At 54.0% G+C, this 25,861-nt stretch carries 16 protein-coding genes and 1 pseudogene; 8 read left to right on the forward strand and 9 right to left on the reverse strand.

The features are described 5' to 3' along the window. Positions 1 to 8 precede the first annotated feature (8 nt). The 7 genes from ABV298_RS30590 to ABV298_RS30620 all read right to left on the reverse strand — a co-directional run bounded on the left by ABV298_RS30590 (position 9) and on the right by ABV298_RS30620 (position 12,874). Entirely contained in the window at positions 9 to 2,003 is a 1,995-nt protein-coding gene (locus ABV298_RS30590; protein ID WP_353719910.1) for a tetratricopeptide repeat-containing sensor histidine kinase, read from the reverse strand. A gap of 435 nt (positions 2,004 to 2,438) precedes the next feature. Beyond that, on the reverse strand, positions 2,439 to 3,467 hold the full coding sequence (locus ABV298_RS30595) for an endo-1,4-beta-xylanase (RefSeq protein ID WP_353723274.1): 1,029 nt from the start codon (positions 3,465 to 3,467) through the stop codon (positions 2,439 to 2,441). An 84-nt stretch (positions 3,468 to 3,551) separates the two neighbouring features. Further along, positions 3,552 to 5,471 (reverse strand): alpha/beta hydrolase-fold protein, encoded by a 1,920-nt coding sequence (locus ABV298_RS30600; RefSeq protein WP_353719911.1) that lies wholly within the window; start codon positions 5,469 to 5,471, stop codon positions 3,552 to 3,554. 93 nt (positions 5,472 to 5,564) lie between these two features. Then, a complete protein-coding gene (locus tag ABV298_RS30605) occupies positions 5,565 to 6,653 on the reverse strand; it encodes a Gfo/Idh/MocA family oxidoreductase (protein ID WP_353719912.1) in 1,089 nt (362 codons plus the stop codon). Positions 6,654 to 6,767: 114 nt separating this feature from the next. Then, positions 6,768 to 7,778: a glycoside hydrolase family 43 protein gene (locus ABV298_RS30610; RefSeq protein WP_353723275.1), complete on the reverse strand. Its 1,011-nt coding sequence runs from the start codon at positions 7,776 to 7,778 to the stop codon at positions 6,768 to 6,770. A gap of 51 nt (positions 7,779 to 7,829) precedes the next feature. Next, a complete protein-coding gene (locus ABV298_RS30615; RefSeq protein ID WP_353719913.1) occupies positions 7,830 to 9,644 on the reverse strand; it encodes a RagB/SusD family nutrient uptake outer membrane protein in 1,815 nt (604 codons plus the stop codon). A gap of 14 nt (positions 9,645 to 9,658) precedes the next feature. Further along, a complete protein-coding gene (locus ABV298_RS30620) occupies positions 9,659 to 12,874 on the reverse strand; it encodes a TonB-dependent receptor (protein WP_353719914.1) in 3,216 nt (1,071 codons plus the stop codon). Positions 12,875 to 13,177: 303 nt separating this feature from the next. On the opposite strand from ABV298_RS30620, the gene ABV298_RS30625 reads away from it, so the two are divergent. The 5 genes and pseudogenes from ABV298_RS30625 to chrA all read left to right on the forward strand — a co-directional run bounded on the left by ABV298_RS30625 (position 13,178) and on the right by chrA (position 20,793). Continuing rightward, the gene (locus tag ABV298_RS30625; protein ID WP_353719915.1) at positions 13,178 to 13,849 is read left to right on the forward strand and encodes a two-component regulator propeller domain-containing protein; all 672 of its coding nucleotides are present in this window, start codon (positions 13,178 to 13,180) and stop codon (positions 13,847 to 13,849) included. A gap of 53 nt (positions 13,850 to 13,902) precedes the next feature. Further along, a complete protein-coding gene (locus tag ABV298_RS30630; protein WP_353719916.1) occupies positions 13,903 to 17,298 on the forward strand; it encodes a two-component regulator propeller domain-containing protein in 3,396 nt (1,131 codons plus the stop codon). A gap of 8 nt (positions 17,299 to 17,306) precedes the next feature. After that, positions 17,307 to 19,439: an alpha-glucuronidase family glycosyl hydrolase gene (locus tag ABV298_RS30635; RefSeq protein ID WP_353719917.1), complete on the forward strand. Its 2,133-nt coding sequence runs from the start codon at positions 17,307 to 17,309 to the stop codon at positions 19,437 to 19,439. 159 nt (positions 19,440 to 19,598) lie between these two features. Then, positions 19,599 to 19,754: pseudogene (locus tag ABV298_RS30640) on the forward strand (chromate transporter); the annotation flags it as partial. An 82-nt stretch (positions 19,755 to 19,836) separates the two neighbouring features. Next, positions 19,837 to 20,793 (forward strand): chromate efflux transporter, encoded by a 957-nt coding sequence (gene chrA, locus ABV298_RS30645; RefSeq protein WP_353719918.1) that lies wholly within the window; start codon positions 19,837 to 19,839, stop codon positions 20,791 to 20,793. A gap of 67 nt (positions 20,794 to 20,860) precedes the next feature. On the opposite strand, the gene ABV298_RS30650 is transcribed toward chrA, so the two are convergent. Continuing rightward, a complete protein-coding gene (locus tag ABV298_RS30650) occupies positions 20,861 to 21,292 on the reverse strand; it encodes a hypothetical protein (protein ID WP_353719919.1) in 432 nt (143 codons plus the stop codon). A gap of 78 nt (positions 21,293 to 21,370) precedes the next feature. Continuing rightward, the gene (locus tag ABV298_RS30655; RefSeq protein ID WP_353719920.1) at positions 21,371 to 23,065 is read right to left on the reverse strand and encodes a tetratricopeptide repeat protein; all 1,695 of its coding nucleotides are present in this window, start codon (positions 23,063 to 23,065) and stop codon (positions 21,371 to 21,373) included. Positions 23,066 to 23,501: 436 nt separating this feature from the next. On the opposite strand from ABV298_RS30655, the gene ABV298_RS30660 reads away from it, so the two are divergent. Genes ABV298_RS30660 through ABV298_RS30670 form a run of 3 tightly spaced genes read left to right on the forward strand, consistent with a single transcriptional unit; the run spans position 23,502 to position 25,836 of the window. Beyond that, positions 23,502 to 24,038 (forward strand): GNAT family N-acetyltransferase, encoded by a 537-nt coding sequence (locus ABV298_RS30660; protein WP_353719921.1) that lies wholly within the window; start codon positions 23,502 to 23,504, stop codon positions 24,036 to 24,038. Continuing rightward, positions 24,035 to 24,931 (forward strand): DMT family transporter, encoded by an 897-nt coding sequence (locus tag ABV298_RS30665; RefSeq protein ID WP_353719922.1) that lies wholly within the window; start codon positions 24,035 to 24,037, stop codon positions 24,929 to 24,931. The genes ABV298_RS30660 and ABV298_RS30665 overlap by 4 nt, the downstream gene beginning before the upstream one ends. Positions 24,932 to 24,966: 35 nt before the next feature. Beyond that, a complete protein-coding gene (locus ABV298_RS30670) occupies positions 24,967 to 25,836 on the forward strand; it encodes an AraC family transcriptional regulator (protein WP_353719923.1) in 870 nt (289 codons plus the stop codon). Positions 25,837 to 25,861 lie beyond the last annotated feature (25 nt).

Consider the following 25,861-nt stretch of genomic DNA (forward strand, 5'->3'; position numbering starts at 1 on the left):
CCCACGCGCTAATTAGCCGGCAATTCCACAAAAAATGTAGTTCCGGCGCCGCCCACCGACTCAAACCAGATTTTCCCCTCATGTGCTTCGACTATCTGCTTGCAAATCGAAAGGCCGATCCCGAAGGATTGCTCGCCGGCCGTACCCGTTCTTCTGGCGCCGTTCGATGGGAGGAAAATCTGCCCTTTAAGGTCGTCGGGAATACCGATCCCGCTGTCGCGGACGGTCAGCAGCATGGAACCGGTCCGTTTTTGAAGGTTCACCTGAATGGCACTTTCTGCGGGCGAGAACTTAACCGCATTACTCAGCAAATTGGAAAATACGCGCCAGATCTTTTCCCTGTCGACAGGCACCATCGCTTTTTCATAATCGTAATAGATCGTCTGCTTCTTCTCCCGGCCCTTGTAGCTCAGCATATCGATGCATGACCGTACGATCTCGGCCAGGTCCTCCTCGTTTTTGACGATCTTTTTCCGCTCGGGGTTCGATTGCAGGATTTGTCCGATCAAGCCAAACGCAAGTTGCCCCGACTGCTGGATGGCGTCGATAATCATCGCCTGTTCCGCGGAGGGGGCGTGGTCCCAGAACAGCATATCCGATCCTGAGATCATCGCGGCGATAGGGTTCCTCAGATCGTGCGCGACGATCTTCAACACGTCTTCCTTTTCAACTTCCGCCTGTTCCAAGGCATTGACCGTGTCCTGAAGAGCGATATTGCTCTGTGTGATTACGCTGTTCAGTTTTGTTACGGCACGTAGGTTCATGGCATTCTTTCTCGCGTCGCGCCAGATGAGGTAAATAATTACCCCCAGGGCAACGGAAATAAGAACGGAAAGTTTCAGGACCAGCGCTTCGCGGGAATCCTTCTCCGCAGCCAGTTCTGTTTCATGTTCCCGCTGGATCTGCTGCAGAAGCTGGCCTACGTGACCTTTGTTTTCCGAGTTTTTCTTTAGTTTCCTGACGCGGTCCGTTTCGAGGTTGGCCATCAATAACTTGCTGGCCGCTTTATAGTTTCCCTGTCCGTGTAAAATCGAAGCTTGGAGCGTCTGGTACAAACTGGCCGTGGCCGCATCCGTTGCGCCGCCGGGTAGGCCCCTCAGGATATTCAGCTGCTCCTGCGCCTTATCGTACGCCCGCTTACCGATGTATATTTGGGTCAACAACTGGCGAGACTCCTGCTCCACTTCGATAGACCAATCGATGTCGGGATCATGTTTCAGGCATTTTTTGATGAGTTTTTCCGCAGTGCCGGTATCCCCTTTCAATGCATAGGCTTCCGCCTGATTTCTCAAAATCACGATCCGCGAAAACCTGATGAATTTTTGCTCTTTGGGAAACCGGGCCGCATTGCTGCTGATGAACCGGTTGGCCTGGTTAAAATAATCAAGCGCCTTGTCGGGCTGGTTCAGGCGCAGGTAGGCCATCCCTATATTCCGCATACTGCCTTGCTTTTCGATGAACTCCAACTGAAAATTATCCGCCTCCCTGCATTCGGACAGTTCTTTCAATTCCTGTTTCCAATATTCGATCGCCTGGTAGTAGTTTTCTTCTTTGAAGGAAATGTTGGCAATCCGGCTGCTGTATCTCGCGCATTCACAGGTTTCGCCCAGGGATGTCAAGAACGATTTACCCTTGTAATAATTCCGGTATGCCAGATAATACTCCTTTTGCTTCAACAGATCGTCCCCTTTCAAAAGCAATGCTTTGGAATAATCGGTGGCGTTCGCCTCGCGGACGCGCGCGGATGCGAAGAGCCCCAGGAGGCTGTCGGTATATTGGAGAGCGCTCCGCGCCATGGTGGAATCGCGGTGGCTCAAGACCTTCATGAATTTATAGTAGGCGATGCTGTCGCGGATATCCCTGTTGCCGAGCGTAGCCATGAACGAATCGAGCCTGGCGATCGTCCGTGGGACGCCCGCTTTCCGCGAGTTCCGGTCGAGGCTGTCTATCCAGGCCTTTAACTGCGGGTAATGGTCGCTTTCCCGCGTCTGTTTGCACCTCATGAAGCTTCCGGTCAAGACCAGAGCAATCAGAATAATCCTGCATTGAAAACAGCGCAATGCCAGACTGGATCGGTTATTCATCGCTTCAAGATTCGTTTCTGCCCTATAATGATACCGGAGGCGCTGATGGATATACGTTGTGTATAATTTAAGCAGTTATACCGCAAGCAGACCACCCAAATACGCATCGAAAAGTTAGCAGAAAGCTACATACATTTCGCCTCGAAGACGTAGAAAAATTTATCCGGATGTAAATGAAATTTTTTGGAAGGATTGCGCCGGTCCGGAAAAAGTTTGACCGAAGAAAACCCTTCGGCCAACATTCACTACCACATCTAAATAATCCCAGAACAGACTGAGATCCCGGTTACGTTGAATGCGATTCCGGCAGCCCGATGCCCACGACGATCGGCGGGATGATAGTCCCGGCTTCTCTCAAAAATCGACCACAGAATGAAAAGCCGGTTTGGGCGCGTAATTTTCGTCAAACAGAAGCGGGTAATCTTTCCGGCCCCGTACGGGGAAATTGTCCAGCCAGCTGGATTTGTCGGAAACATTCCAGAATGTAACCCCCGTGACGACGTCCTTGTTTTTTCGCAATACATCGAAAAGCATTTTGTAATGATCGGCCTGCCTGGCGAGCGTTTCCTGTGACACGCTTTGCTTTGAGGCAGCCGCTCCGTCGCGTCGCTCGTGCTCCTTGGGATAAACCGAAACATCGAGCTCGGTAATTTGTACTGCCAGTCCCAGGCCCGCAAATTGCCGGATGGATTTTTCGAGATCGTCCCGGGAAGGTTCGTAAACAGACCAGTGCCCTTGCAGGCCCACGCCGTGGACGGGGACATTCTTCGCTTTGAGTTTTTTCAGAAGTTGGAATATCCGTTCGCGTTTCGAGTGGTTTTCGGTATTATAGTCGTTGTAAAAAAGCAGGGCGTCGGGATCGGCGGCGTGGGCATATTCGAATGCCTTTTCGATATAATCTTCCCCTATTATCTCGTAAAACCCGGAATTTCTGTAAATGCTCGTACCCGTATCCGGTACCGCTTCGTTCACCACATCCCAGGCGTAAACTTTCCCCCGGTAACGGCCCGCTACGTCGCTGATATGTTGCTTTAGACGTGCCAGGAGCACGTCGCGCGTTACCCGCTTGCCGGTGGAGTCGGTGAAAAACCACCGGGGCGTCTGGTTATGCCAGCAGAGCGTGTGGCCACGGACTTTCATACCGTTCCTTCGGGCAAAGTCGACGATCGCGTCGGCAGCCTCCCAGGCATACCGTCCGGGCTCGGGATGAATCGGTCCCATTTTCATCGCGTTTTCGGGGGTAACGCTGTTAAACTGCCGGACGATCAGTTCCACTTCGGGCCCGGTCAGGTTCCGCGGGGCCACGGCGACGCCTATCGGGAAATAGTCTTTGTAAGCCTCTTTTAATGTCTTCTGCGCGAAAACCTGGCCGGCCGCGAGCATCAGGAATCCCGAAAACAATAGCCGGAGAGCGGCTGGTGGCAAGGTTGGATTTCTCATTCTATCTGGTATCGATTTTTAAACCAATCACTTGAATATCACCTGTGAAAACTCGAACAAATCGTGCCGCCATACGGGCCAGGTGTGGCCTCCGGGATATTCGCTATACTGGTATTTAATACCCAGTTCGTCGTATTTCGAACGCATGATCCTGCAATTTTGGTAGGCGATATCCTCCTGCCCGCCCATCGAAATGCGGAATTGTCTCAGGTTCCGGTTGATAATCGACGTGTTTTCTTTCACGAATGCGTAATGCGGATCGGAGAGGGCCGGATTATTGGCAAACCAGCCCGAACTGAACACGCCCAGATAGGCAAACATTCCGGTGTTTTTAAGCCCCGCGTAGAGCGTCTGCAGGCCACCCATGGACAGCCCCGCCAGCGCCCGGCTTTGTGCATCTTTTTTGACCCTGAAATTATTTTCGACAAATGGAATCGTACCGTTTTTCAATTCGTTTTCGAACATTTTCAGCACATTTTCATTGAAACCCGCGATACCGCCCGTTGCCCCCGTATTGCCATCGAGCATTACCACCAGCATAGGTTTTGCCTTACCGTCGGCGATGAGGTTGTCGAGGATGAGGCCCGTCTTTCCCTGGGCCGCCCAGCCGCGCTGATCCTCCCCGCCTCCGTGCAGCAGGTAAAGCACGGGCAGCGCTTCGGTAGATTGGTCGTATCCCGGTGGCGTATAAACGTACATCTCGCGCCACGTGCCCGTTGCCCCGGACAAGTATTTTCTCACGCGGATATCTCCGTGCGGCACCTCGCGGAGCGCATAATAGTCGCCATCGCGGAAAGGAATCTCGATCCCGCTCGCCATCCGCCCCATGCCGTAGAAAGTTTCGCTGGCAGGGTCCGCCAACGCCACGCCGTCGATCAGGAGCGAATAGTAATGGAAACCGGCGCCCACGGAATCGGTGGTAACCGACCAGAAGCCGGCTGTATCCTTTTGCATATCATATTTTTTACCCAGATCGATCTGTACCTTTTGTGCGCCGGGAGCCTTGATGCGAAATACCACACGGTTATCGGGCAAAATTTGCGGGTATTTTGCCGGACGGACGTTGGTTTCCGCGGGCGTCCCTAGCAGGGTGTATTTGTTTAATGCACCCACATTCACGGGTTTGAACAGGAATTGGGAGAACATATACAACCCGTTTTTCCAAACCTTGAAATCATGCACGCCGGGCTCTATGTAATACACATGGGGTACACTATGCGTAAACAGATAGTCGTGCGTGCGTTTGCTGAATGAGATCAGGCGGTCGTCGTCGCCGCAGGAAATCCAGAGCAGCCGGAGTTTCTGCCGGGCAGCCGCCGGATCGGGAATAAGGTCGGTAGGCTTTCGGGTGTTGGGAGCGGAGGAAAACCCTCCTACCCAGGCAAATTTATCGAGGTTACCCAGCCCGAAATTGAGCGACTGTCCTCCGCCCATGGACAGTCCGGCGATCGCACGGTGTTCCCGGTCGGCGAGAACGGAATACTTTTTTTCGACAAAGGGAATAAGGTCGTCGAGCAGGTCCCGCTCGAACGTAGCGAATGCCGCTACCTTGTCGGGAGCCATGATGTTGCCAGTGGCGCGGTCGTCCTTCATTGCGCGGCCATTGGGCATCACGACGATCATCGGCACGATTTTTCCGTCGGCGTAAAGATTGTCCAGGATCAGCTGCGGGTTACCGCCTTTCAGCCATTCCTTTTCGTCCCCGCCAATGCCGTGCAGCAGGTACAATACGGGATATTTGTTCTTCTTAGAATAGCCGGGCGGCGTGTAGACGAGCGTTTTCCGCGTCGTCCCGACGGTTTTGGAAACGTAACTGACGGTATCGATCCGGCCCGCAGGGATACCTTGCCGCGCGGTGTCAAAGCCTTTCGGCATTTCCTTATCGCCCTGGGCCAGGGCCAAGGGGCCAAGCAACACGGGAATCACAAACAATAGAAATTTCAGCATCGGTCCGGTGATGAATGTGGTAAGTTGACGGAAGTTTTAAAAGTGCCGGGCGGCAATGCCCGGCTTTGGCAGGAAAAGTATTAAGAGGTATTGTCAGATCTTAACAGCTTTGCCGGAAGCCACCGATTTATAAATGGCCTCCACCACTCGGATATCGCGCAAGCCCTCCTCCCCCGGCGCGATCAGGTCGGTGCCGTTCATGATAGCGAGGCAATCCTCGTCCATTTGTTTGGCCTGCTGGCTTTTAATCGGGAAATTGATGATCGTTCCATCCGACATGCTGCCCTTGTTGCCATTGTAGCCCGACTGTGGCTCCATTTTAAGCCAGCCTTTTTCGTAATTCACCTGCAAGTGGTTCATGTTGATGCCGAAGCTGGTCTGGCAGGCAGCCCGTGCGCCGCTGGGGAATTCCAGCATGAACATCATCGTTTCTTCCACTTCCTTATAAATCTCCGGCCGGGTCGTCGAAGCCTGGGCGATCACGCTGACCGGCTCCTCGCCGGTGGCCAGGCGCGCACCTTGCAGTGCATACACGCCCATATCGCCCATAACCCCACCTCCCAGCGATTTCTTTTGCTTCCAATGGTCGGTACGGGCATCGAAATATCCCGCGGCGCTGTTAATCATCTTCACTTTTCCGAATTTCTGTTCTTTGGCCACCTGCATATATGCCTGGATATTCGGGTCGTGCTGGCAGCGGTACCCGATCGCCAGTTTCCGCTTGTTACTTTTGCAGGCATTGATCATCGCCTCGCAGTCGGCTACCGAAGGGGCCATCGGCTTCTCGCAAAATACGTGCTTACCTGCCTTCGCCGCCCGTACCACGTATTCGCGGTGCATAGATGGCGGCAGCACCACGTACACAATGTCGATGTCCGGGTTGTTGGCGATCTGGTCGAAGTTCTGGTAATTATAGATGTTCTTTTCGGGAATGTTGTACTTGGCTTTCCACGCCTCGGCTTTCGACGGGGTGCCCGTAACGATACCCGCCAGGTAGCATTTTTCGGTGAGTTGCAGCGCCGGCGCCAGCAGATCGGTGCTATAATAACCCAGCCCCACCAGCGCGATACCCAGTTTGTCCTTCTTCGGACTAGTAGCGGCAAGCAACGGATTGCCCGAAAACAAAGCGGCCGCCCCGGCCAGCGATAATGTCGATAAAAACTCGCGTCTTTCGATTTGCATAAACTGTGAGATTGAAAGTTGTGAATGAAGTTCCTGGTTGGGTTTGCACGAACGATATTTACCAAAAGCCGCACGGCGCCCCAACTTACCGGAAGAACCCATTCCGTGTTCGATTCAGGGGTCGATGGTTTTGATTGATCCGTCCTGGTTTCGTACCAGCTCGCGTACCTTGATGTTCCGAAGGTGCGTTTTGCCCGACAGCTCCGCATCGTGGTAGAAAATATACCATTTCCCCCTGAATTCGACCATGGAGTGGTGCGTGGTCCACCCTTCGACTGGTTTCATCAGCACCCCTTTGTACGTAAACGGGCCATAAGGCGAATCGCTTTCGGCATAGCACAGGTAATGCGTGTCGCCGGTAGAATAAGAAAAATAGTATTTGCCATTGAACTTATGCATCCAGGCGCCTTCGAAAAACCGACGGTCATGGTCGCCGGCCAGCAGCGGTTTACCATTTGCGTCCACTATCCGGACATCGCGGGGCGTCTCGGCGAAGGTGAGCATGTCGCCGCTCAGCTTCGCCACTTTCGCACTCAGTGCGGGCTCCTGTTCGCGGCCTTTCCCCAGGTCGGTCGACAGCGTCTTGTCGTAACGTCCCGTATGCCAGCGTTGCAGCTGACCGCCCCAGATACCTCCGAAATAGAGATATGCCTGGCCATCGGTGTCGGTAAAAACAGCGGGATCGATGCTGTAACTACCGGGAATGGGTTGCGGCTCCGCCTTGAACGGCCCTGCCGGCGACCGCGAAGTAGCGACACCAATGCGGAAAACGTCGTCCTTGTCTTTGGCCGGGAAATACAGATAGTAAGTACCATTCCTGAACGCGGCGTCTGGTGCCCAAAGCTGGCGGCCTGCCCAGGGAATGTCTTTCAAATCGAGGGCCACGCCGTGGTCGGTGACTTTCCCTCCGATGCTGTCCATTGAGTACACGTGGTAGTCGCGCATATTGAAATGCCCGCCCTCGTCGTCCTGTGGCACATTGGCCTCGATGTCGTGCGAAGGATAGATATAAATCCTGCCGTCGAAAACGTGCGCGGAAGGGTCTGCGGTAAACAGGTCGGTGACTAACGGCTTTACTTTGAGCTGCTGACCGAAACCCGGCCCGGCGGCCGCCAGAAGCGTCATCAGCGCACCCGAAAAAAAATTACGGTTCATCATCATATCAGTTAATCCGGATCAATATCCGGCGTTTTGTGGAAAAGCAGGTCCTTCGACAACTCTATCGATCTGCGACTGGGGAATCGGTCTCAGCATATTAAAATCCTTCACAAACGGTGCCGCCTCCTGGTTCCATTCCTTCACGCGCCGCACGAGCGAACGCGTACGCACGAGGTCGTGCCACCGCTGCCATTCGCCAAAGAACTCACGGCTGCGCTCGTCGAGAATGAAGTCCAGCGTGACATCCGCGGCGGTAATGGTCATGGCCTTCGCCGCTACCGCATTCTCGGCTGTGGTATTGGTTTTCCGGAATGCCGCGCGTTGCCGCACGACATTGATAAGCTCCGCCGCCCTGGCCGCATTACCGGCTTTGAAATGCGCTTCGGCGCCGGTCATATACACGTCCGAAAATCGGTACAATACGCACGGGCGGGTCGAAGGGTCGTTAAAATTGGCCCCGCGGCTGGGGTCCATGAATTTTTTCAATGCCGGGAAAATACCGTTATTCCAAAGGCTCGGCGGCACAACAATCCCTTTGAACGGCCGCTTACCTACAAATTGCGGTGCGCCCGGCACTTCGTAATCCGGCAGCCATACGGCCGTGTCGGCGCCTGGTACCATGGTGTAACCGATGCCCCGGCTGTTGTTGGCCGCATTGGCCGTATTGGTAACGACCGTATTGGAAATGTAAACCGTGTAGAACGAATTGGCAAAACGCGAATCGACGTCCCGGTTGGTAAACGCCTGATCCAGAAAGTAGTTTTTGCCTGCATGCGGGCCTGTGGGCCATTTGTCGGAATTCGGGCGCATGCGGATGTACGGGCGGCCGTAATACGAATCGCGGACCATGCCCGATGTGCCGCTGTTCACAAAAGCGCCCGCCGCATTTTTAAACGAGTTGATACCGCTGTTGTTGGGATAATTCCAATTGGTGAACCAGGGCGTCAAGTTTTGCGCCGCACCTCCGCCGGCAGCCCCGCCCACATTGTAATAACCGTATTTCGGGTCCAGCACGTGATCACTGACAAACATGGTTTCCTTGCCGTAGTCGTTGGCAGGCACAAAAGCATCGCCATAGTCCTGCCACAAGTCGAGGCCATAGGCCGATTTGTTGGCGATGATATCGTCGCAAATAGTGGCTGCCTGCTTGAAATCGGAAGCGGTGTTGTTGAGCCATCCGCGGGTCAGGTAGGCCCTGGCCAGCAGGAATTGCGCCACCGGCTTGGTTGCGGCTTTGCCCAGGAAAGGGGCCGTGGGCTGATTGGGCAAATCGGCCGCAGCCTCGGTGAGGTCTTTGATAATCAGCTCGTATACCTGCGCTGCCGGCTGGCGCGATGCCGCCTGTGAGGGCTCCGTAATAAACTCAGTATGTAACGGAACGTCCCCCCAGGTTTGGACCAGATAGAAATACCAGAATGCCCTTAGAAACTTAGCCTGTGCCAGGTATTGCTTGCGTGTAGCTTCGGGCAATTCGATGGTTTGGCCGTATTGAAGCACGCCGTTCAGCGTGTTGATATCCTGAAACGCAACGCCCCACGCGGAGCCGAAATTACTGCCGTTCAAGCCATTGTAGGTATATGGAATAGGCGTGCCGGCGCTCAGTCCCTGGATAAATTCGTCGGTCCCCGCCTGCATTTCCACGGTAAATCCTTCGGTGCCCCATTGGCTCCGGATATCGTTGTACACACCTGCGATGCCTCCGAGCACCCCTGCCGGGCTGTTGAAATAGGACGGTACAATCTGCGACTGCGGATGTTCTTCCAGTATTTTTTCGCAGCCTGTGCTGCTGATCGCCAGAACCGACAGGGTCGCCAGCGTTTTGATCAATTTCATAGTCATTTTCAGGGTTAGAATTTAAGGTTGACACCCAATGTAAACTGCCGCACCGGGGGATTGTTGAGGTTCACGGCGATCTGTCGCTCCGGCGTTCCGCGCTCGCTAGCTCCTTGCGGGTTCAGCGTCGACTGTCCGCTCGCATAGCTGTTTCCCTCCGGATCGATCGCCAGGTTATCCTTCACCAGCGGCGAATAGATAATAAAAGGGTTGGTCACATTGACGTAAATCCTGGCCGAAGCAGCGCCGATCTTTTTAACCACATCGCCCGGAAATGTGTAGCCGAGGTTAATGCTCCGGCATTTGATGAAAGAGCCGTCGTAATATCCCAGTGTCGAGCCGAAGTTGGCCACGGCGCTGTTGGCGTCCGGCGCGGGGAACGCATTGGTGGGGTTCGTTTCGGTCCAGTAATCCACTTTCACCTGGTTTACGCGGCTTTGGTTAAAGAATGCGAAACCGCCCGAACCCGTGGAGTTCCCGGTAAGGTACGGCACGACCACTTTCATGCCCATCCGTGCATAGGTCACAATCGACGCATCGAAATTTTTAAAATTGAACCGGTTGGTAAGCCCTCCCTCCCATTTCGGCTGAAAGTTGCCCAGGATCTGGCGGTCGCCTGCATCGATCTTCCCGTCCCCATTCACGTCCTCCACCCTGATCTGCCCCGGAAACTGCACGGGCGATGTTTGTTTTGCCAGCGTACCGTCCTCGGCATCGCTGAGCTGCCAGATTCCCAGTTTTTTATAATCGTAAATCACCGAAAGCGGCTGTCCCACAAACCATCCCGCTCCCAGATTGGCTTTTTCTTCAGGCGTGGTGAGCTGGGTGATTTTCTCGCGATTGAAGAAGTAGGTCAGATCGATGCTCCAATGGAAACCCTTCGGTTTTCGCACCACTTCGAACGTGAAAGTGGTTTCCAGCCCTTTCCCTTCTGTTTTACCCAAATTTTTCAGCGTAGAGCCCGCACCGTTGCTCGGCGGAAGCGGTACCGAAAGCAGAATGTCCTTCGTTTTCTGGTGGTACCAGTCTACCGAACCGGTAATGCGGTTATTGAAAAGCCCGAAATCGATCCCGATATCCACCTGAGCAGTCGATTGCCAGCTCAGGTTGGTCGCGGGGAGGCTCGTGACGGTGTAAGCCAGCTGCTGGCCCGCGGTGCCGGTGCCGAAGTTGTAATAACCCGGCGACAACGCGCCGAGCGTCGAATAGGCGCCTACGTTCCGGTTGCCCGAAATTCCCCAGCCGCCCCGGATTTTCAGGTTTGAAATAACCGGCACCGCCTTCATAAAGCCTTCTTCGATGACATTCCAGCCCAGGCCGATGGCCGGGTAGTTGAAATACTGGTTACCCGGCGACAAAGTCGAGGAGCCGTCCCTTCGCAGGGTCAACGTTACCAGGTACTTATCGGCGAAGCTGTAATTCAGTCTACCCATATAGGACAGCAGGCCTGTTTCGGAAAATGAATTGCCAAAATCCGAGCTGGCGACGGGTTGACCCGACGCAAGCGAAAAGTTGGAAGTTTTGATATAATCCGCGGGGACACCCGTTACCGTAAAGCGGCTTCCTAGCGAATGGTTTTTCGTAATTTCATAAAGCGCGGTGAAGCCCAGTTTGTGTTTATCTGCAAAAGTCTTGTCGAAATACAACAAGTGTTGCAGGTTTACGTCCCAGTACTCGGTATTGCTGATCTCGGCTGTAGACGACGACTGCACCGTGGCCGAATTGAAATAGGTGAGCGGCCCATTATACCCGTTGTAATTCGACTGGCTAAAATTAAGCCCCGCATTGAACCGGTATTTAAGCCCGGGCAGAATGTTCACCTCAGCGTAAAGGCTGTTGAAGGTCCTCAACGACCGCGTCCGTCCAAGAAACGAGTCCTTTTTTGTCAAAATGGTGAGCGGGCTCACCCCGGCAGCATCGATGGAGCCTTCGGCCGGGAACATATTCACGCTGCCGTCCGCATTGTAAGGCGCGGCGAGGGGCGTCAGCCGTACTAACCCGCCCGGCACACCACCGCCACCCGGCGTATTCTGGTAGGTTAATGTATTCAGCGTGTTAAGGCCGATTTTAACGAATTTGCCTATCTTCTGGTCGATCGTAGCCCGGATATTGAAGCGCTGGAAGTTCTGGCCGGGAATAATCCCCGTTTCGTTGAAATAGCCCAACCCCAGCGAATACTGGGTATTCTCGGTTCCGCCCTGCATGCCCAGCTGGTGATTGGACATGTAGCCCGGCTTGTAAATCAGGTCCTGCCAGTCGGTGGAAATACCGGCGGCCAATGCCTCCTGTTCTTTCGGCGTAAGCAGGTAACCCGATGTACCCGGGCTGCTGCGGTTGTATTTGGCCGCATCCTGTTTGAATTGGGCATATTCCTGGCCATTCATCACGTTGAACTTGCCCATGATGCGCGTCTGGCCGTGATACCCGTCGTAGCTGAAAACCGGCAAGCCGGTTTTCCCGCGTTTGGTGGTGATCAGGATCACCCCTCCCGCACCTCGCGAACCATAAATGGCCGTAGCCGAAGCGTCTTTCAGAACTTCGAGGTTCGCGATGTCATCCGGGTTGATGTCGTTCAGTCCCCCGAACGGGATGCCGTCCACCACCACAAGCGGGCCGTCCAGGCCATCGCTGGAACCCGAGCTGGTAGTCAGCGTCCGGTTGCCGCGGACCCTGATCTGTCCCTGTGAGCCGGGCGTAGACCCGTTGCTGACGATAGAAACGCCCGCCGCACGTCCTTTGAGCTGGTTTATCAGGTTCGGTGCCGGTACTTCCTTGAGAGTCGCCTCGCTGACAGACACTACCGAGCCCGTTACATCGCGCTTGCGCTGCGTGCCATAGCCGACTACCACCACTTCTTCCAGCACCTTATGGTCGACGGCCAGGGACACATTGACGATCTTCTGCGTTCCCACCAATACCTCTTTCGAAGCATATCCTACCAGCGAAAACACCAGCGTGGCGTTCCCGTTATCCGGAAGCAATATTTTAAAATTGCCATTCGCGTCGGTAACCGTGCCCCGGGTGGAGCCTTTGATCAGGACATTCGCGCCGGGCAGACCTTCGCCGGTTTCGCCGGTAACCTTTCCGGTGACTTCCACATCGGCCACCAATACAGTAGTATCCGGCATTATGTCCCGGCCGGCGGCGTTGTAAATGCCCGCCGAAGCGAGCGCCAGCAGCAGCATCAGGCTCCGTCCGGCCGTCCCTGGTATTCCGGGGCCGGATCTCATGTTTCGTAGAAAGTAGCGCATAGGCTTGCAGGGTTTTTGTTGAAAATTTTTATTTGTCATTTTGACAATATATTTTTAGAACATGATGATTCTAATAATTTTTAGTACTTGAATGCTGGCAAAAGTAGCGCAGTGCCCGCCCAGGCTGTGAGAACGTTTGTTCAAATGATGGGGACAAATGTTCAAAAACACCTTAAAAGTGCCGGATTTCGGGATGAAGTTGGATTAAACAGGTAATCCGGACCGGTAAGAGATGTATTTCCGTCGTCGTGTAAGTAACGCAATGCCAATCGAAGGATCACCTTGAAAAAGATCAACGCATTTTCCCTCCCGACCGTTTGCCTGACGCTCATGTTCCTGTGCGTGTACTGGGCAGGTTGCGCTCAAACCGAGCTGCCCAAGTTTACCGCCATTACCTCGATGGACGGGTTGTCGTCGAACACCGTGACCGCCATTTTGAAGGACCGGTACGGACTGATCTGGTTTGCGACCGACGACGGGCTGAACAAATTTGACGGAACCGGATTTACCGTGTACAGACATAGCAAAGCGGATACGACTTCGCTCGCGTCCAACGACATTTCCACATTGTACGAAGACGCGGCGGGCCGGATCTGGATCGGTACCGTCATGGGTTCCCTGCATTTGTACGACCGCCGGAAAGATTCGTTCGCACGGATCAGAACGCACCATACGATCAATTCGATTTGTGAAGACGGGCGCGGCGAATTGTGGGCAGGGACAACCCAGGGGCTTATCGTGATCGATCCGCGGAACCTTGTAGCTACCACGTCCGGCAAAAGCGGCAGCGTGCCCGCCAGGTTGGCCGAAAAGCATATTCACCGGATATTCCGGGACCGTGACAACCAAATGTGGGTAGGCACCGCCAATGGCCTTTTCCGGTTTCTGCATGACCGGTTTGTGCGGGTGGAATATCCGGTGAACGGTCCGCAAAAAAAGAAAGTCGCTTCATAACCGCCATTGCCCAGGATAGCGTCGGGCATTTGTGGGTCGGTACCCAGGATGGCTTGCATAAACTTTCGGCGGACGGGACCTGGTTGCAAAGTTTTCACTACCAGCACGGCAACCGGCATTCGATCAGCAACAATATGGTCTTCGCAATCGGGGTCCAGGGCCGTCATGAGCTATGGATTTGTACGGATGGCGGGTTGAACATCATGGATACCAGAACCGGCCAGGTTACCCGGCACTCACCCGACCCCAGGCGGCCGTTCAGCATAACGAATAAGTCTATACGCAGCATTCTCCCGGACCCCGCCGGCATCTGCTGGCTGGGGACCTATAAGGGGGGAGTCAATAAATACGATCGTAACCTGACTATTTTTGGTCTGAAACGTTGCGATCCCTACGATCCCTATGGATTAAACGCTCCGTTTGTAACCTCTTTCGCGGAGAACGCGAACGGTGATATTTTTGTCGGTACGGACGACGGCGGATTGAACCTTTACCACCGAAAGACCAATCTGTTCAGCAAATACGTCATCAACCCCAGGAACAAGGCGGCATCTTCGGGACTGGCCGTCCTTTCGCTGGCGCTCACCGCCCCGGACGAACTCTGGATCGGCACCTTTCAGGATGGATTGTTTGTGCTGAATCCGGAAACGGGGCGCTTTCAACAGTTTACGCAGGGGGCCGACACCGCGTCGCTGGCGAGCAACGACATTTTTTCGCTTACCAAAGACAGCAAGGGACGGCTGTGGATCGGGACCAACGGCGCGGGTGTCAATCTTCTCGACCTGAAAACCAGGCGCTTTGAAAGGCTGTTCGCACCCAATGTGGACCGGAGCCGAAGGCTCATTCCGTTGAATGCATACATTCGCGACATCCTGGAAGACCGGCACGGGAATATCTGGATCGCCTCGCATGGCACCGGCATCGCCGTTCTCGATCCCGAAAAACGCCGGGCGACCTTGCTCGACCGCGAGACCTCCGGGCTGCCGGGTAACAATGTGCTAAGCCTTCTGGAAGACCGTGACGGCAACATCTGGGCCGGTACCGGCGGCGAAGGGCTGGCGTTTTATGACCGCAAGACAAAGAAGTTCATCACCTACGGAACAAGGGAGGGATTGCCCAGCGGGATGGTCAACAAGGTTTTGCAGGACATGCAGGGGCGCATTTGGGTGAGCACCAACGAGGGCGTCAGCGCTTTTGACCCCATTAAAAAGAAATTCACCAACTACACGGCTTATAACGGCCTTCAAAACAACACATTTGCCCAGGGAGCCGGCCTGCGCGCCTCCGACGGCCTGCTTTTTTTCGGCGGCATCGCGGGGTTCAATTACCTCGATACCCGCAGCCTGAAAAAGACCGCCGGTGTGCCGCCGGTTATTTTGAAGGACCTCAAAGTCGGGAACCGCACGATTACTTCCGGGGATTCCAACCTGATCGACGCCGACATTTCGGTCGCCAGGTCCATCCGGCTGGATTACAAGCAGAACTTCTCGATCGGGTACGCTGCGCTGAATTACACCAACCCAAAGCAGACCGTCTACCGGTACCGGCTGGCTGGCCTGCAACAGGAATGGCAGCAGGCAGGGCCCGGCAGCACGGCCAGCTACACCAACCTTAGTCCCGGCGATTACCGTTTCGAAGTGCAGGCCAGTACCAACGACACCGACTGGAGCCCGGCCGCCACCATCGACGTAACCGTGAAACCACCCTTTTATCTGACCATTTACGCCTACCTCTTTTATGTAGCGGCACCACTCGCCTCGGTGTTCTTCATGCGGCGACGTGGTATCCGAAGGCTGCAACGGAAATTCCGCGAAGAGCAGCAGCGGCGGGAAACCGAGCGCGCGCAGGAGCTGGACAGGCTGAAAATCAAGTTTCTGACAAACCTCAGCCACGAGTTCAGGACGCCCATATCCCTCATTCTGGCACCTGTGGAAAATCTGCTGGCCCAGCCCACTTCCCCCGATTCGCAGCCGCAAATCCTCGCCATTCGCCGCAATGCGAAACGGCTGCTGAACCTGGTCGACCAACTACTGGATTTCAGGAAATTGCAGGACCATGAACTCAAAGCGGACCTGAAACGGGACGACATTGTGCCGTTCGTCCGCGACGCCTGCGATTCGTTCAACGACCTGTCCCAGCGAAAGCGTATCGGCTTTGTTTTCGACAGCGCCGTAGAACACCTGCCGATCGATTTCGACGCGGATAAAATGGAACGGATTCTGTTCAATCTGCTTTCCAACGCATTCAAATTCACGCCCGAGGGGGGCCAGGTACGCCTGCAACTGACCTGCGGCCCGGATGACGCCGGGCGGCATTGGCTTCATATCCGCGTCTCCGACACCGGCATCGGCATTTCGCCGGAGCAGCACGAGAAGATCTTCGAGCGTTTTTTTCAGGACGAGGCCGACAACCCGGTACTCAACCAGGGCAGCGGCATCGGCCTGTCGATCGTCCGGGAATTTGTGCAAATGCACGGCGGGTTTATAACCGTCGGCAGCGAGCGGGGCAAAGGCAGCGTATTCACAGTCGGGCTTCCATGCCCTGCGGCGCCTTGCAGCGCAGCGGAGACGCCAGCTGCTCCCCATTTCCGGCAAATACCCCTCCCGCCTTCCGAACCTGCGGAGACCGTGCACGAACCGGATGCCGGGGAAATGCGCAAGGTATTGATCGTGGAAGACAATGCGGAGTTCCGGCATTACCTGAAAGAGCACCTCGAACCGAACTACCAGGTCCTGGAAGCATCCGACGGTAAAGAAGGCTGGCAAAAAGCGCTCGGATATCACCCGGAACTGATCGTAAGCGACATTGCCATGCCCGGGATGGACGGGATCAGTTTAAGCCGTAAAATCAAGGCCGACAAACGCACGAGCCACATTCCGATTATCCTCCTCACGGCCTCGACCGGCGAAGAGCAACAGCTTAAAGGACTCAGTTCGGGAGCCAACGACTACCTGACCAAGCCATTCAATTTTGATATACTGAATGTCAAGATCAATAACCTGCTGCTGCTCAACCGCCTTCTGAAAAACGTGTATTCGAGGCAGATTACCGTCACAGGCAGGAATGTTGAAATCGAATCGGGCGATGTGAAGCTGCTCAGGGACATGCTTTCCTATATTGAGGACAATCTGAACTCGTCGCAGCTAAGCGTGGAAAACCTGGCCCGGCACGTGGGAATGAGCCGCGGTACGCTGTACAGCAGGGTGCTGGAAATGAGCGGTCAGACGCCAATTGAATTTATCCGGTCGATCAAGCTCGAAAAAGCGGCTATATTACTGGAAAAGAGCGACATGAACGTTTCGCAGATTTCCTATACGGCCGGCTTTGCCACGCCCAATTATTTTACCAAATCGTTCAAGGCCAAATTCAATATGCTGCCCTCGGAATACAAAGCCGTGAAACGGAAAACGCCCGTCCAGGCAGACATAATCCAAACCGTCATCCAATAACCCCTTTTATGCTATCTGTAAAGTTCCTTTTCCGAACTGCCAAAAATCCAGGGTGGCTGCTTTTACTGGCTTTCCTGGCTGCCTGCAAAACGGCATATGCCGATGACGGTTACCGTTTGTGGCTCAAATATGAGCTGATCGGGAATGCGGCTGTGAGAGAGGATTATATCAAATCGTTCCGTTTTATCGCAACGACGGATACCGGCGCGGTCGCAGGTCACGCGGTGCAGGAACTTCGGGCGGGTCTTTCGGGGCTAACCGGGAAGCAAATACCCTTGGTTAAAACCCCGGAACCGAATGCAAAGGGCATTATTCTGGCTATTTCTCCGCGCGGGCAAGCAAGCGGCGACGGCTTCGCGATTAACCTCCAAGCCGGCAACACCATTATTACGGCCGGAAGCCCGGCAGGCCTGTTATATGGCAGCTTCGCATTGCTACGGCATTTGCAACAGCATTTGCCCCTGGAAAAAGTGGTCGGCGAATCGCATCCGAAGGTACAACTACGGATGCTGAACCATTGGGATAATCCCGAAGGCACTATCGAGCGGGGTTATGCGGGCTCGTCGTTGTGGAAATGGTACGAGCTGCCCGAGACGACCGATCCCCGCTATTACGACTACGCCCGGGCAAATGCGTCCATCGGCATCAACGGCACAGTAGTGAATAACGTGAATGCCAGCGCCCGTTTCCTGACGACCGAATATCTGCAAAAAGTGGCGGCATTGGCAGGCATTTTCAGGCAGTATGGTATCAAAACCTACTTGTCCGTCCACTTTGCAGCCCCCAAAACACTCGGCGGCCTGAAAACATCCGACCCGCTCGACCCGGAGGTAAGGAAATGGTGGGCCGACAAAGTAAAAGAAATTTACCGGATCATCCCCGACTTCGGCGGCTTTCTCGTGAAGGCAAACTCCGAAGGCGAGCCCGGTCCCCAGGATTACGGGCGTACCCATGCCGACGGCGCTAACATGCTGGCGCAGGCGCTCGAATCATTCGGCGGCGTGGTGATCTGGCGCGCATTCGTGTACAAGGCAGACCCGGCGGCTGACCGGTTTAAGGCCGCTTATGAAGAATTTGTCCCGCTGGACGGCCGGTTTGCGAAGAATGTGATCGTGCAGGTCAAAAACGGGCCCATCGATTTCCAGCCGAGGGAGCCTTTTTCGCCATTGTTCGGCAATATGCCCAAAACGCCGCTCGGTATGGAGTACCAGCTCACGCAGGAATACCTGGGTTTCGCGACGCACTGGGTTTACGAAGCTCCGGTTTTCAAGGAATGCCTCGATTCCGATACCTATGTGAACGGTAAAGGATCGACCGTTGCCCGCGTCGTCGACGGTTCGTTGCATAATTATCCGCTAACCTGCATGGCGGGCGTAGCCAACACCGGTTCCGACCGCAACTGGACGGGCCACCCGATGGCGCAGGCCAACTGGTACGCATTCGGGCGATTGGCCTGGAACCACACACTGAGCCCCGAAACGATCGCAGAAGAATGGATACGACTTACACTGACGCATCGGGCAGAGGACGTAGCGACCGTTTCGGAGATCATGCAGCGGTCACGTGAGATTTATGTCGGCTATAACACGCCCCTCGGCCTCTCGCGCCCATGGACGGGCAGCCATTACGCGCCGGAACCCTGGCAAAACCGCAGTTCCCGCCCCGACTGGACGGCCGTATATTACCACCGGGCCGACTCACTCGGTCTCGGGTTCGACCGTACCGCCAGCGGCAGCAATGCATTGCAGCAATACAGCGGTCGGGCGCGCGAGGTGTGGCAAGATCCCCGGACCTGCCCGCTCCCCTATCTGCTCTGGTTTCACCATGTGCCTTGGACACAAAAGCTGGGCACCGGCAGAAACCTGTGGGAGGAACTATGCAACAGGTTCTACACCGGTGCAGACTCGGTATTATGGATGCAGCGACAATGGACCCGGGTGCAGCCGTCGATAGACCCTGAGATTTTTGCCAATGTCAAAACCCGGCTTGCCAAGCAATACCGGGAAGCGATATGGTGGCGTGACGCCTGGGTGCTGTACTTGCAGACGTTCGCACGGCAGCCCGTTCCCGCCATTTACGCCCGACCGACCCGGACATTGGAAGAGGTCAGGAAGAGCGTAAATGCCTATCTGATCCGGTGAGCGGGAGAGGTTCCGGTGCAAATCGTCATTCCATTGCCGGGATGTTTGGGAGAAAATCCGTACAAAAGTAAACTCCGTACAAAACCGTCAATTCCGTTCTATTTTTTGAAGAACCGGCTGCCTAACATTGCGATGCGGATGGTATAAATGAACGCTTCCATGAGACAACCTTTTCCCGAAAACCACGCCCCGCGGTACACCCTGGGCGACCTTACCCGGTATTTTCTCAAACTGGGCACCTTCGGCTTCGGCGGCCCCGTGGCCCTGATCGGCTATATGCACCGCGACCTGGTGGAGCAGCGCCAGTGGATCAGCGAGGACGAATACCGCGAAGGGTTGGCACTCGCCCAGCTCGCCCCCGGCCCGCTCGCCGCGCAACTCGGCATTTACCTCGGGTATGTGCATTACGGCATCTGGGGGGGCTACGCTCACCGGCCTGAGCTTCGTATTGCCATCGTTTGTCATGGTTGTGCTGCTCGGGATCGCCTACCAGCTGTTTGGCGGGCTGCCGTGGATGCAATCCGTCTTTTACGGCGTCGGCTCGGCGGTGATCGGCATTATCGCCGTGAGCTGCTATAAGCTGACGGTCAAATCCGTCAGCAAGCTCGAACCGGGTGCTATCAAAGACCGCTGGCTGCTATGGCTCTTCTTTCTGCTCATGGCCGTGGTAACGGCCGTCACCCAACGCGAAGAAGTATGGCTTTTCATTATCCTCGGACTCGTGTATATGGTTATCCAGGCGCCGCCCCGCGGGCTTCGCCGCAATGCGCATTCCGTATCCGCGATCCTGCTTGCAGGAACAGGCTTCTGGCAAACCGACGGCGACAAATTGATCCGCATCGCATTATTTTTCACGGAAGCCGGCGCCTTCGTTTTCGGCAGCGGGCTTGCGATTATTCCCTTTTTGCACGCGGGTATCGTCAACGAGCTGCGTTGGCTCGACGAGCAGCAATTCCTTGATTCGGTTGCCGTTGCTATGATTACCCCCGGGCCGGTCGTGATTACCGTAGGTTTCATAGGCTTCCTCGTTTCCGGCTTCCCCGGCGCTACCGTCGCCGCGCTGGGCGTTTTTCTTCCTTGCTTCATATTCACCGTCCTTCCCGCTCCCTATTTTAAAAGGATCGCAAAAAACGAAAGCATCAAGGCATTCGTGGACGGCATTACCGCCGCTGTGATCGGCGCGCTCGTGGGCTCGGTATTCGTGATCGCCAGCCGGTCCATCGTGGATGTCCCTTCGGCTGCAATTGCCCTTGTTACCGTGCTGGCGCTGGTTTATGTGAAAAAATTGCAGGAACCGTACATCATCGGAATTGCGGCAATAGCAGGAATTTGTTTGAAGGGAGGGTTGCTGTAATCCGCTCGTATTTGTGCATTATTACAAATTAATCATGCAAAATAGGGTGATTTGCCTGATCGGAACACTAAAATTTTTGTCCTCGTGTGACATAACGGTTGTCACTGTAATCTTTCTCTTTCACGGTCGAGTCCGCATTGGCGGTGATCGTAAAGGAATATTCGCCGTTCTCCCGGACTTCCGCGCTGAAATCGGACAAATAATATCCGTATGTCCTGAACGAGGAATTATTTTCCTCTTCGCTTTTTACCTGCTCTTCCACCACCTTGCCGCCCACGACTTTCACAGTCACCGAAAACTTCGTCTTCGAACGTGGCTTCGACCCGAAAAAGCATTGCAATTTGTTGCTCCGGACGAATACGCAATTGTGTACCGATATCTTCTCTCCTTTCCGCAATTCACGGAACAGAGGGTTTGCATTGTCGGAAGAGAAGGGAGAGAAGTCGGAAATCCAGTAAATCACCACCTTGCCGCCAAGTACCGGGTCGAACCTTTCCACGCTGAAAAACTCGTTTTTCGCATTCGGGTTCAGGTAGATGAAGGCGCCCGGTTTGCTTGGTTTCAGCTTCCTGCTTCTTCACGACCGGAACTTGCCGCCAATACCGGTAACTGATCCTGCATAGGTACCGTAACCAGGAAATTGCTTCCTTCGTTCGGAACCGAGTGAACCGTGAATTTCCCCGCAATCGATTCGACCCGCACCATGATGTTCCTGAAACCCATTCCTTTTAGCGCGATTCTCGCTCGTGATGCCGATGCCATTGTCCGAAACCCTTAAAATGACCTCATTTTCAAATCGATAGAGTTCCAGCAAGGCATGTGTCGCATGCGAGTGTTTGAGTACGTTCGTGCACAGTTCAAGGGCAATACTGTAAAGTTCAAACCTTTGCTTCGTAGAAAGGTTTTGACTTACTTCATCGATTTTCAGCGATAATTTTAACCGGTCCGACTGGTTAATCGGTACCGAAAGTTGTTGCAGAGCGTTTTCGAGACCTTCCTTTTGCAGAACTTCCGGCATCATATGGTGTGCCAGCAAACGCACCTCCGAGTATGCCCTGCTGACCATGCCGTTTAGCTCGACGTAATTGTTCCCGCCCCTCCCCGGCTCGCTCCGTATCGCCATGGCATCGAGGTACCATTGAATGGCCGTCAGCGTTCCACCGAGGTTATCGTGCAATTCGGCGGCGACCCGTTGTCTTTCCAGCGTCTGGCCCGTCAGCAGCGCTTCCTGAATATCCTTGTTTTTATATGCAAGTTCAAGGTTGGCTCTCTGCAGTTCTGCCGTTCGCTGTTCGATCCGCTCTTCAAGGAAACCGTTCAGAACAGATATTTCATTTTTTTGCCGCTCAATCTGCGCACGTTTTTTTCTAACCTGGATATAAAAAAACAGCACCACGCTTCCCATCAATGCACACACAATGGTGCCCGCCCACAAAAGCGTATTCTGTTCCCGCTGCAGGTTCATTTCCTCCCTGACTATTTCAAGGTCGGCACGCCGTTTTTCGCTCTCGTAACCGACCTTTACCGCCTCCAGCCGCTGTCTCTGGTCCTGCGACAGCATACTGTCGCGATACTGGTAAGACCTTGCCTGCGCTTCGTAGGCTTTCCTCCATTCGCCTTTTGCTTTCAACGCCTCGGCCAGGGTACGGTAGAGCAGCTGCAGCGTGTAATGGCCTTCTTTTCCCTGCACATATCGCTCTGCCGTTTGAGCCAGCCGAAGAGCTTTATTCGGGTTGCCGAGCGAATTGTAGAGCCGGCCGAAATTGGCCATGGAAACGATTCTGTCCTCCCGGGTGAGGTATTTGTCATAGCGGAATAGTTCCGAGTAAGTACCGATGGCGAGGTCGTACAAGTGTAATGCCTGGTAAGTGCCCGCCAGGTTGATCAGGAACCAACACTGCCGGGCCGAATCTATCGGGACATTCAGCCGGATACATTGCAGGTACCTCCCTTTTGCAAGCAGAAACTCTTTGGCTGAAAAGTGTGTATTTCCAATTTCGTTCGCTACGGAAATATAGGCTTCCTTGCCAAACCTGATCGCAATTTTCTCCGCCGCTTTCAACGCATCCATACTCCTTTTGAAATCGCCGGCAGCGCTGTATGCTGCTCCCAAAGACTTATAAGTTTCTATCCGATAATTGCGGTCGTTAGTTTTTTCGGCGATGAGAAGTCCTTTCTGAAAGTAATAGGCCGCTTCCAGGAAAGCGCCCTTCCGCTGGTAATGAAGACCTATTCCCCGGTAGGCAATCAGCAACCCCGATTGCCAATCCATTTCCCTTGCAATGTCGACAGCGGAAAGCCAATGACTCGTTCCTGCGTCCCAATTTTGATAATGCGCCGCGAGCTCCGTATTCCGGTAAAAGAAGTTTTGAAAGTAGGCATGCTATCGAGGGTTTAGAGAAGCTGGTGTTCATCGTCTCAATTTATTTCAACTTTCAAATATCCGGGAGAAAACTTATTAACCGGTCGTCGCAAGTGTTGTTATAAAGACAACACACCACCGACTTTTTCACCTTTTCATTGCTACGGCACCACTCAGTCAAAATCACCAGTCCCCAGCCGCATATTTCCCACTCCCCGGCGGATCATTCCCCGTTCCGGGGCGGATCATTCGATAACCTTTCTAATTTTGGACCTGTCGGAAGCACCTGGACCACCCACGTTTGGGCCCAACCGATTGTAACGAACTGAAAACCAAGACAAAAAACATGAATAAATTTCACATTTCAAGCGTATCGCCGCATGAGCTGGAAGCACTTCGGCAAATAGCGAGGCAAACCTTTTTTGAGACATTCGCGCAGCATAACAGCGAAAGCGACATGCAGCATTACCTGAACGAGAGCTTTTCCAGCGAAAAACTCGCCCGGGAGCTCGGTCGTGCGGGTTCCGAATTTTACTTCGCGTCGCACGAAAACCGCGTAGTAGGCTACCTGAAAATCAACTTCGGCTCCTCGCAGACGGAAATACAGGATCACAATGCGCTGGAGATCGAACGTATTTATGTATTGCAGGAGTACCAGGGGAAAAAAGTCGGACAACTGCTTTACGAACAGGCAATTGAGATCGCCGGTCAAAAAGCCCTGGACTATGTCTGGCTGGGTGTTTGGGAAAAGAATGTGCGGGCGCTTCGTTTTTATGAGAAAAACGGTTTCTCGAAATTTGGCCAGCATCGTTTCAAACTGGGGAACGACGTGCAAACCGACATCCTGATGAAGAAACCTTTGAAGCAGCGATCAGTCCAATGAATAAAAAGCTTTTACTTACGGCCCTGCTGATACTCGGCACGGCATTCTGGGGCATTTCTTTTTCCGTTACCAAAATGGCCGTAGGCGGTCTGTCGCAATCGACCTTCCTGCTCTACCGTTTTTTGCTGGCGACGCTCGTCCTGTCCGTCGCTTTTTATCGGCAACTGAAAAATACCGGCCCTACCAGCATCGTACAGGGTATAATGCTGGCGATCCTGCTGACGGCCAGCATCAATTTCTCGACGCTGGGAATCAAATACGCACCGGCGTCGCAATGCGCCTTCGTAGCGGGTACCGGCGTTATTCTGATCCCCGTGCTGAAACTTCTCATTTACAAAAAACAGGTCGAGATGAACACCTGGCTTGCGGCGGCGGTCGCGCTGGCGGGATTGTTCATCGTGTCGGTCAGGTCCGATTTCACGGTCGGCGTCGGCGATATGTACACCGTCATCGCTACATTCGGGTTCGCCTTTTACCTGATCCGCGTCGAAAAATTCTCGGCGTCGGGCAATATAGTGCACACGATCGTTCCCATGTTCGCGACTTGCACGCTGATCATGTTTTGTATTGCCATGGCCGACAGCTCGGCCGAATGGCTTCCCGAAAGGCGGTCGTTCTGGATCGGCGTAATTTATTGCGCATTGTTTTCAACCGCTTACGTGTATACGGTGTCCAACGTTGCACAGCGATACATTTCAGCGGAAAAAGTGGCCATCATTTACCTGTTCGAGCCAATTTTTGCCGCCGTAGCGTCGGTTATTATCCTGGGAGAGACACTTTCCTGGCGGCTTCTCGTCGGTGGTTCGCTTATATTTGCGGGGACGTTGATTTCAGAAATCAACTGGGCCGCGCTCAAAAAGAGCGATCGCATAGCCGGAGGCCCCGAAATGTAAAACGCCATTCAACCCATTGTCCGTACCAAACCGGCATGCAGAAGAAATTCAACCTGAAGTCCTTCAACCTCTACGAATTCCTCAAACACCAGAATTCCCACAGTCTGCAGGTTCCGTTTTTTCTGGCCGACCGGCATACCTATAAAAATGCCCACGTCAACTTTCCCTTCAGGACGTTCGCCTACGGACTGGGCGTTACCTATTCGGGCGGGGGCGATGTGTTCAGGATCGGCAGTACCGACTACCTGGTGACTGCCGGGTGCCTTACGACCGTCGGGCCTGGCATGGTTTGCCAGTGGACCGGCAACTACACGGCGGAACACGACACGGTCTATTTTACCGAAGCCTTGTTCGAAGGAATGCAGGGTAATGCCTTTTTGCAATCGCTTTCCTTCTTTTTTCACGGCGGCAAACATGTGATCGCATTGACCGACGACCAGCTCGCAAAAATCGCGTCGCTGTTCAATTTATTGAAAGAACTGAAAGGTGACAAGGACGCGGTACCGGGCATTGTTCATTCGCTGCTGATGCTGACGCAATCCTTTCATGCCGATCCTGACGCCGCCGCCGGCAATGGAAAAATCTCCAATGGAGGAAAAATAGCGCGGGTGTTCAGGCGGCTGGTAGCGGAGCATTTCCCCGAACACAAAGAGGTGGCTTTCTACGCCATGGCATTGAATATCACGCCGAAATACCTCAGCGAAGTATTGCAGGCCGAGCTCGGCAAACCCGCTAAAACATTCATCGACGAGTATGTAATGATGGAAGCGAAAAGCCTGTTGAGACAAACAAACTTCTCCGTCCAGGAGATATGCTATTGGCTGGGCTTCGAGGACGCCTCCCATTTCACAAAATCGTTCAAAAAGCTGACAAACACCACGCCTACCGAATATCGGAAAGGGTAGCGAAATCTTCGGAATTTTTTACCAT

Origin of the sequence: Dyadobacter sp. 676 (assembly GCF_040448675.1) — a bacterium.
Classification (GTDB): Bacteria; Bacteroidota; Bacteroidia; order Cytophagales; family Spirosomataceae; genus Dyadobacter.

What these genes read in the sequence shown, in the direction of transcription:
- chrA (WP_353719918.1), top strand. Translation starts at nt 19,837, where the DNA reads ATGTGCATTACGGCATCTGGGGGGGCTACGCTCACCGGCCTGAGCTTC.
- ABV298_RS30655 (WP_353719920.1), bottom strand. Translation starts at nt 23,065, where the DNA reads ATGGATTGGCAATCGGGGTTGCTGATTGCCTACCGGGGAATAGGTCTT.
- ABV298_RS30615 (WP_353719913.1), bottom strand. Translation starts at nt 9,644, where the DNA reads ATGAAATTGATCAAAACGCTGGCGACCCTGTCGGTTCTGGCGATCAGC.
- ABV298_RS30590 (WP_353719910.1), bottom strand. Translation starts at nt 2,003, where the DNA reads ATGAGGTGCAAACAGACGCGGGAAAGCGACCATTACCCGCAGTTAAAG.
- ABV298_RS30605 (WP_353719912.1), bottom strand. Translation starts at nt 6,653, where the DNA reads ATGCAAATCGAAAGACGCGAGTTTTTATCGACATTATCGCTGGCCGGG.
- ABV298_RS30620 (WP_353719914.1), bottom strand. Translation starts at nt 12,874, where the DNA reads ATGAGATCCGGCCCCGGAATACCAGGGACGGCCGGACGGAGCCTGATG.
- ABV298_RS30595 (WP_353723274.1), bottom strand. Translation starts at nt 3,467, where the DNA reads ATGCTCGCGGCCGGCCAGGTTTTCGCGCAGAAGACATTAAAAGAGGCT.
- ABV298_RS30660 (WP_353719921.1), top strand. Translation starts at nt 23,502, where the DNA reads ATGAATAAATTTCACATTTCAAGCGTATCGCCGCATGAGCTGGAAGCA.
- ABV298_RS30665 (WP_353719922.1), top strand. Translation starts at nt 24,035, where the DNA reads ATGAATAAAAAGCTTTTACTTACGGCCCTGCTGATACTCGGCACGGCA.
- ABV298_RS30600 (WP_353719911.1), bottom strand. Translation starts at nt 5,471, where the DNA reads ATGCTGAAATTTCTATTGTTTGTGATTCCCGTGTTGCTTGGCCCCTTG.
- ABV298_RS30635 (WP_353719917.1), top strand. Translation starts at nt 17,307, where the DNA reads ATGCTATCTGTAAAGTTCCTTTTCCGAACTGCCAAAAATCCAGGGTGG.
- ABV298_RS30670 (WP_353719923.1), top strand. Translation starts at nt 24,967, where the DNA reads ATGCAGAAGAAATTCAACCTGAAGTCCTTCAACCTCTACGAATTCCTC.
- ABV298_RS30610 (WP_353723275.1), bottom strand. Translation starts at nt 7,778, where the DNA reads ATGACGCTTCTGGCGGCCGCCGGGCCGGGTTTCGGTCAGCAGCTCAAA.